This is a genomic window from Ignavibacteria bacterium (genome assembly GCA_025612375.1).
Classification (GTDB): Bacteria; Bacteroidota; Ignavibacteria; order Ignavibacteriales; family SURF-24; genus JAAXKN01.
On the sequence record JAAXKN010000050.1, the window covers coordinates 1 to 7,743 of the forward strand.

Annotated in this window: 5 protein-coding genes, 1 tRNA gene and 1 pseudogene; 2 read left to right on the forward strand and 5 right to left on the reverse strand. The window is 38.3% G+C overall.

Annotated elements, in window-relative coordinates:
• Positions 1-41: 41 nt before the first annotated feature.
• Positions 42-106: transfer RNA gene (locus tag HF312_19190), tRNA-Ser, on the forward strand.
• A gap of 290 nt (positions 107-396) precedes the next feature.
• On the opposite strand, the gene HF312_19195 is transcribed toward HF312_19190, so the two are convergent.
• The 5 genes and pseudogenes from HF312_19195 to HF312_19215 form a co-directional block, all read right to left on the reverse strand.
• The gene (locus HF312_19195; protein MCU7522350.1) at positions 397-2,367 is read right to left on the reverse strand and encodes a T9SS type A sorting domain-containing protein; all 1,971 of its coding nucleotides are present in this window, start codon (positions 2,365-2,367) and stop codon (positions 397-399) included.
• Between the two features lie 487 nt (positions 2,368-2,854).
• Complete coding sequence (locus HF312_19200; GenBank protein MCU7522351.1) at positions 2,855-3,424, reverse strand: hypothetical protein; 570 nt, start codon at positions 3,422-3,424, stop codon at positions 2,855-2,857.
• A 45-nt stretch (positions 3,425-3,469) separates the two neighbouring features.
• Positions 3,470-4,795, reverse strand: a complete 1,326-nt coding sequence (locus HF312_19205; GenBank protein MCU7522352.1) for a T9SS type A sorting domain-containing protein — start codon at positions 4,793-4,795, stop codon at positions 3,470-3,472.
• Positions 4,796-5,679: 884 nt separating this feature from the next.
• Positions 5,680-5,808: pseudogene (locus HF312_19210) on the reverse strand (transcriptional regulator).
• 108 nt (positions 5,809-5,916) lie between these two features.
• Positions 5,917-6,324, reverse strand: a complete 408-nt coding sequence (locus HF312_19215; protein MCU7522353.1) for a hypothetical protein — start codon at positions 6,322-6,324, stop codon at positions 5,917-5,919.
• Positions 6,325-6,644: 320 nt separating this feature from the next.
• Here HF312_19215 and HF312_19220 point away from each other — a divergent pair, with 320 nt between their 5' ends.
• The gene (locus HF312_19220; GenBank protein MCU7522354.1) at positions 6,645-7,733 is read left to right on the forward strand and encodes a hypothetical protein; all 1,089 of its coding nucleotides are present in this window, start codon (positions 6,645-6,647) and stop codon (positions 7,731-7,733) included.
• Positions 7,734-7,743: the final 10 nt, after the last annotated feature.

The window sequence follows — 7,743 nt, forward strand, 5'->3', positions numbered from 1 at the left end:
ACAGTTGTTACTGCAGATTCTGTAAGATGTTAAAATGTAACGGGATATAGGACCGTTTGTCTGCCTTTTAAGCAGAGGGTCGGTGGTTCGAAACCACCCGCGCTCACAAAAAGAGTTGAGAATTCAACATAAAATCAAAGCCTCGGATTTCCGGGGCTTTGCTATTTTAAAGTAGTGGACTCGTTTTGGACTCGAAATGACAGGGTGAAAGCCACATTTGGCGGCAGAATTCTTACCTAATAATGTTTAAGTATTACCTGCTTTTGGCGTGATTCATGATATTCATATAGAAAACAAAAAAAGCCCTGAATGTTAATTCCAGGGCTTTTTGTTAAAGTGACTAATAAGTACCGGCAGCCTGCTTTGCTTGAAAGCCAGTCAACCGGAAGATCTTCCTTATTTCATTAAAAGAAGCTTTTTACTGCTTCTGAAATGCTCAGTCTGAATAGTGTAAACATAAACGCCACTTGGCAGTGAAGAAGCATCAAACCTGACCTCATAACTTCCGGCAGGCTTTACCTCATTTACAAGTGAAGCGACTTCATTTCCAAGCATGTCATACACCATAAGCTTGACGTTTGAACTTACGGGAACTGAATAGCGGATGGTTGTCGTAGGATTGAACGGGTTCGGGTAGTTCTGCGATAATGAGTAGTCAGTAACAATAATGCTGTTTTCTGATGATTGAACGGATTTCCCAAGATTCTCATCTTTATTGGCAGAATAAGCTGAAGGATCATTCATCAGATTTTCTGCTGTCTCAATTCTGGAGGAAAAATAGAAGTCTGAGACATTGCCTTTTTTAATATCCGTGAGAATCTCCTGAGCTATTCCCATATCTTTCTTTACGTTTATATAGGCAAAAAGCTTTGAGAACTTGGCATCAAGAGCTTCCTGTTCACTTGATGACGAACTGACAGCATTGTCGAACCATGCTACTGCCTTGTCAAACTCACCATTCTGAAGATAGTTGTCTCCAAGCAGTTTCTCCAGATTAGAATTCTTCTTTACTTTTGAGAGTCCTTCCATGTAGCTTAAGATGTCACTCTTGGAATACATGTTCTTTATTCTCATCAGTTCACTAAGGGCAAAGGGCTGATACTTGTCTGAATTTACGAGAGTCTTATACCAGGTGATGGCATCCCCAAGCCTGCCTTCTTTCTCAAGCTTTACGCCAGCAGAAAGATCAACAGGATCTGTTTCCGGAGCAGTCAAAGTCGTTTTTGACAGAGTGGTTTTACTTATAGAGGAATTGTTTGCCATTGCATATTCAGGCCCATAATAGGGCGTCGTCCATGGGTCATCTGCCAACATATTTGCCACGCTCACGGATGAGGTCCCGTCATAATAGACCTTGGGATTATAGCCCTCCCAGTAGTTATACTGGGCAACAAGAATTCCGCTCTGATAGGCGTAGGCATCATAGCTTCTGCTGGGGTGAATTGTATTATACGCAGTATTGTAGTTCAATTGTCCGGCCGAAAGAAAGCCTCCCCATGCAGCGCACATTGCCGTATTATTATCTGTAAATTTGTTATTCGGATAAAACATGCTCCAAACTTTATCACTAAAAAAGGCGGTTGCGCTTCCGATGTAAACCCCATAATCACATCCCGAAATGTCGTTGTGAGCTATAAATCCGGTAGTACTGTTCATCAGATGAATGCCCTGACCGGAATGATTGGTTTTTGTGATCGTATTGTGAGTAATAACAGGGTAAAAACCTGAAGCTTCCCCGTAGATTCCGTTCTGCTGAGGATTAATAATCTGGTTACTATCTATCAGTACAGTAGCCTTATAGATATAAATCCCGTTATAGAAATCTTTCAGCAAGCAGTTTGAAATAGTGACTTTAGCGGAATTCATGACGCGGATTTCGTTACCGTTATATAAATTCACATTGCTTAAGGTAGATCCTGCTACGCCATACCTGTCAAAGATAAGATTTCCCCAGCGGCCTGAGGTGCCGTTCCTCTGGAAGTTGATTTTATTAGTTGGGGTACCGTTAACTACTAAGTCGCCGTTAATAGTCATAGAATTCCCGCTTTGCAGATAAACAGTTGTTCCAGCATTAAAATATATTGTAGTTCCACTTGCAATTGTAATCGGCCAATCAAAGTACATTGGGCCGGAAAAACTTTCGTTTCTTATCAGATAACCGCCAACGAAAGATGCACCGACAATGTCATTATATGATAAAATTCTTGGATCCCAATCTACGCCATATATACTCATTGTTTCATGTGCACCATAGTCCGCATGACCTAACCCAATTGAATGTCCGAGCTCGTGAGTCAGACAGCCTCTAATTTCATGAGGATTATAAATTTCTGTAGGAGCTACCCATACCTTATTTTTTCCGTTCATTAATATATCGGCTTCAATAAGTTCATTTTTAGAATTGACTTTTATTATAGTGAGTCCCCCAGCGTTCGGGTTTGAATATAAAGGACCGCCTGAGGCCCAAGCTCTGTCGCCATCTTCCGCCCAATGAATTACATTAATCCCATCTTCACCCCATGATAAACTTGGATTATATCCATAATAACTGAGAGATATATTTTTTGTACTTATACTTCCCCAAGCATCTATTGATTTCTGTGTCTCTTGCTGGGTTAATTCAAGGGAGAGCCCATCCCCAGCAGAACTTGTCAAATAATAGCCATGCGATGAACCTGGAGCCCAGTGAGCAATACCTGCATCCCCTATTGAGGCGCTTAAGCTATTCACACTGTAAGTATAATAATTTGGCGAGACAAGTATAAAATGTTCAGCTTTTATCAGCAAAATTGGGAATAATAAAATAAGTAGCGCAGAGAAAAATAGATTCTTTTTCATGGAGAGCCTCTACCATTTATAAATGTTTTGTTATTTGTTGAATAAAATTATCTAAGCTGAAAGATTTTCCATGTGAAAAATCCAGACTTTCACCCGAATCATCCAAAACAAATCGGGTAAAACCAGAATCCCTTTTTACTTTCTTTTCATTTTTCTCTTCTATAATATCAAACTTTCCCTGAGAAAAACCCACAATTCTGTGATTTTCAATTTTGCCGGTTTTTGTTGATTTTTTTTCTTCAAAGAAATAAACAGAGCTTGTGTTTTCCTGAAAAGATGGTCCTCCCACAATTAATGTGGTTATACCATCAATCGTTCCTCCATAAGTTTTGATTTTTATTTCTTCGTTTGTCTTAAATTTACCCTTAATTTTTTTCGTTACTTTTAGTGTGACATCCGTAAAAACATCCTTTTTATCAAAGGAGTAGTAACTATTTTTTGCGACAATTTTAGCAACAACGATGTCTGTACTTTGATTACACATTTCTTTTAGAGTTAATTCTTCATTTTGTGCAAAAACTCTAATTGATTCCAAATGAGAGAGTATTAGAAGAATTAGACAAGATAAGAACACTTTTCGCAACATTATGCCTCCTATGAAGATAGTTTGGTGATGGTATTATTTCAAAGCTCATCTTAACAGAAGAGCCTTTTTTAATTCCGACTTATTTCCGATTTTCAGATTGAACAGATATACTCCGGAAGGAACTTCTTTGCCATAATTGTCCGCACCATCCCATTGCATCTTATATCGTCCTGCAGATATGTGTTCATTAACTAGACATTTAACTTCTTTTCCAAGTAGATTATATACAACTAAAGAAACTTGGGATTCGTTGGGCGTGAAAAATTCAATAGTGGTAGATGGATTGAAAGGATTAGGATAGTTCTGCATAAGCTGAAATGAGCTGACTCCACTTACTTTTTTTTCAATACCCATACTCTTAGGTCTATTTGTAATGATTTGCCCTTCATAGCCCGCAAGATAAAAGTAATTCCCTCCTTTGCAAACTGCCAAAGGCTGAAAGCCTTCCGGCGTTGAGACAATTTTCCAGTTATCACCCTCATCTTCAGTGTAGTGCAGTCTGAGTGTAATTTTATCAGCTCCACGAACATCAGATATTACGGCATAACCCTTTTTGCCCCCTATCGGCAGCAAGTCTTCGAATATAAGGAGATATTTTGTTGAATCCGGCAGTTCTACATTCGAGTACCTGTTCCACGAAATTCCGTAATCAATGGATTTCATGAAACCGAATCCTCCGCTCCAGAGAGTGTCTTTACCAGCTCTGTATAGGGCAAAAGTCTGAACCCCGCCAAACTGATTAACCATATTGAGATTTTTTCCTCCGTCTGTAGTTCTGTAAATTTTCATCAGATCCAAGTTGTCCCATCCCTTGCTTCCTATTATGATTCCATTATTGTTATCCTGGAAATTTACATCATAATAAAGTATCCCATCCGACCTGTCGCTTAAGGTATCCCATTTTTCCCCGCCATTTGTTGTATGGAGGAGAATTCCGCCTCTTTTCTTACCATCATCCATTTCACCTGTAACCCAGCCGGTCGAGTCATTAAGAAAGGAAATACCTCTAAGAAGATGGTCATTATCACCGCTATTCTGTTTTATCCAGTGACTCCCTCCGTCTTTAGTGGCAAGAATAAGTCCTTTTTCACCAGTGATGTATCCTGTAGAGCTGCTTGTAAAAAGTATTCTCCTTAAGTCTAATGAATCAACAGGAAGAGTCTGTTCCTGCCAGGATTCACCTCCGTCGGTAGTTCTTGCAAGTTCATACTGTGTCATCGCCCAGCCGTGAAGCGAATCGCTGAAGGTGATTTTCACGAAGCTGGAATTAATATCGGTTTTAATCGTCCTCCACTGGAACTGCGGAGTGATCTGAGCATAAAGCTGGAAACAGAATGCAAATAAGATAGTGATGATGGTTCTAAGTATCATTGATCCACCTGCTATTTAGGTTTATTGTGAAATTATCGAGTTCTTAAAACAAAAACAGGAACTATATAAATTCTGCCTATTATAAATAGACAGTAATAAACTTCATTATAAATGTGCAGGAATCAGCTTACAATTTAAAGAACCTAACTCATTAAGGGACTAACTAAGTTTAATCTTTATCATTGAAGGGCATTAAAATCTGTTGCGAACTCAAGTTAAATAATTCAATCAATTATGTCAATCAGTACTTATACTGATTATAAAAATAAAAATTAGGTATTTCTACCAATTGATTTTCTCAAAAGAAATATTAAGGGGAACCGTTCAAAATTGCCATTGCTCCCGGAACGCAGAAAAAATATTCCTATACTTATATATGGTGACGAAGAACGTTTTGAGAAAATTTTTTGAAGAATTTATTTTCTTCGGCTGGCAGATTATCCTGAAAAAGTATCTCAGTTAAGGTAAAATGTGCAATATGGAATCCTTCCAAATGACTGGAACGTTCAGATATTTATCCAGATCACTGAAAACTTTAAAGGAAGTGTAAGTTTTACCATCCGAATTAAATTCCTACACCCAACTACCTTTTAAGCAGAGGGTCGGTGGTTCGAAACCACCCGCGCTCACAATAAAAGCCTTGGATTAATCATCCAGGGCTTTTTCATTTTAAAACATGAGAATTATACATTTGAAGTTCTGCGCTTTGAGGCTCTTTTTATCGGATTTTTCTTGATGCGCTTTTCTTTAGGTAATTGCACAGACATGTCTTTTACGCTGGATTTATTATCGGCTGAATTCTTTTCAACAGCCTGTGTGGCTGGACTGGTAGAGGATTCAACCGGCACTAATCTTATTTCAATTTTATGATTAAAAGCTAGTCCCAATTCCACCATCTTTTTTATCGTTAAATTAGGATTCCCCTTTAATATCTTTGATATATAAGCGGCGCTGCAGTTGAGCTTTTCTGATAAAAATTTATTCAGATGCTCAATATTTTCCTTCTGCGAGATTTTAATTAATTCCTCAACAAATCTCAGGTTTGCATCATAAGTCTGAAATTCAACGTCATTCTTAACTTCATCTAATTCATTTAAGAACCAGTCTTTTGCTCTCATGCTTTATCCTTTCCTGATAATTAAAGTTCCTTCATTATATTCTCTAATAACTTCTGCCGCTATCTTTTCTGCCCGCTCTATATATGGTTTATACTGCTTTTTTCCTGCCGGCTTTTTAAAATATTCGGTGAGAATGATTTCCACTTCTCTGTTTTCATTTGGTAATTTGAAGGACAATATTCTAATGCCTTCAGGCTTAAATTCATGAATATTTCTGGACAAGGGTTTGTATTTTGTTTCATCTCTTATCAGACCATGCTCACATGTATTTTTTATCATAGATAGCAGCCTTTTATAAGCCTGAGGATACTTTTTCTTTAAGCTCTCAAGAAAAAGGGTTTCATTCTCAGATTCCTTCAGTACGAAAACAGCTGCAGCCTGCCCGGAATAAAGTTCTTCAATTGTATACATAAGTTAACCTATAGGTTAAACAATGTCAAGATATATAAAAGTCCGTGATTGAGAAAACTAACGGCATACTGAAACATCTAAAGCGGTTCTAAGAAATGCGGTGATTTTGCGCAATACAATTAAATATCACTTATTCCATGTATGAAAGATCCTGATGGCCCCCACAGCACTCAAAATTGCCCTCAAACCAAAAAAATAACATTTCCCAAAATAATTTTCCGAAAACGCCCCTCGTCACCATATATATATGTAAGAAATATATTTTTACGGTCCAGCCTGGAATCGAAAGAAATTTACAAATCAATCAATTAAGGATATTTATGAAAGCAGTTAAAATCCTTCTTCTTGTCTTAGTAACCTGGTTTAATGCTTCAGCACAATCGGGTGCTTTTGATTCATATAATACTTCACGCTTTGCAAGGGTGATCAGACTCGGGGATGCTTATACCGGAGTTGCCAAAGGACTTGAATCAATGTTCTATAATACCGCCGGATTAGCCGGTATTAACTACTACGGCGCAGCATTCTCTAATGGGCATGGAATTGGCGTGATGCTGCCAAATAAAGTAACCCCAAATGATTATGCCGCTGTGGCTCCATTGCCGGAAAACCTTGGAACGGTTGGTTTTTCAGTAAACAGCCTGGCATTTAAGTATGATGGCTTTTTTGAGGAATCTCAAACTATATACGCAGTTCATTATGCCCGGAAAGTTATAGATAAATTATCTTTGGGAATCTCGGCAGACTATTATGTGGATAACAATAATTCACTGCTTCTGCACTTTGGACAATTACCAAAAGAAGTGACGGGTAAAGCATTTGATTTGAGCTTGTCGGCATTGTACCAGTTCCCCGAAGCAGTTTTACTCACCCCGCGGGATGAATTTCAGATTGGTGTACATTTCAGGAATGTATTGAATACAAAAATGTCCTACAGCGAAACGTCCGCTAAAGACCCTCTAAGCCAGAATATCAGAACGGGTTTATCTTACACTTTTGTCCCTTCAATTCAGAAGATATATGACCTTGAACCTGTAAGGTTTATGGCTGCGTTCGATGCCGTATTTTATGGCGCCGATTATAAATTCAATGAGTGGAAACCAAATTACGGACTTGAGCTGACGCTGCTGGAAATTCTTCAGCTTAGCTTCGGCAGGGAGAATGAACTTCAGATAAATAATCTCTGGGATTATTCGCCTCAGTACCCTGTAAACAGATACGGCTTCGGAATCAACATCCCGGTTAACAGGATCTTAAACCTGAAGAATATGCTTGAGCTTGATCTGAACTACAGCCTGTCCGACTGGCAGAAGGTTGATGAATCAAATCCGCCATACTATATAGAAATTCAAAAAAAGGCATTAATAAACAAAGATGCTTTCAGCATGTCTGTAAAATTTATGTTATAGACAAACTGCA

Bases quoted from the DNA above. Each gene is read 5' to 3' on its own strand.
- HF312_19195 (MCU7522350.1), bottom strand. From the start codon at position 2,367: ATGAACGGAAAAAATAAGGTATGGGTAGCTCCTACAGAAATTTATAAT.
- HF312_19200 (MCU7522351.1), bottom strand. From the start codon at position 3,424: ATGTTGCGAAAAGTGTTCTTATCTTGTCTAATTCTTCTAATACTCTCT.
- HF312_19205 (MCU7522352.1), bottom strand. From the start codon at position 4,795: ATGATACTTAGAACCATCATCACTATCTTATTTGCATTCTGTTTCCAG.
- HF312_19215 (MCU7522353.1), bottom strand. From the start codon at position 6,324: ATGTATACAATTGAAGAACTTTATTCCGGGCAGGCTGCAGCTGTTTTC.
- HF312_19220 (MCU7522354.1), top strand. From the start codon at position 6,645: ATGAAAGCAGTTAAAATCCTTCTTCTTGTCTTAGTAACCTGGTTTAAT.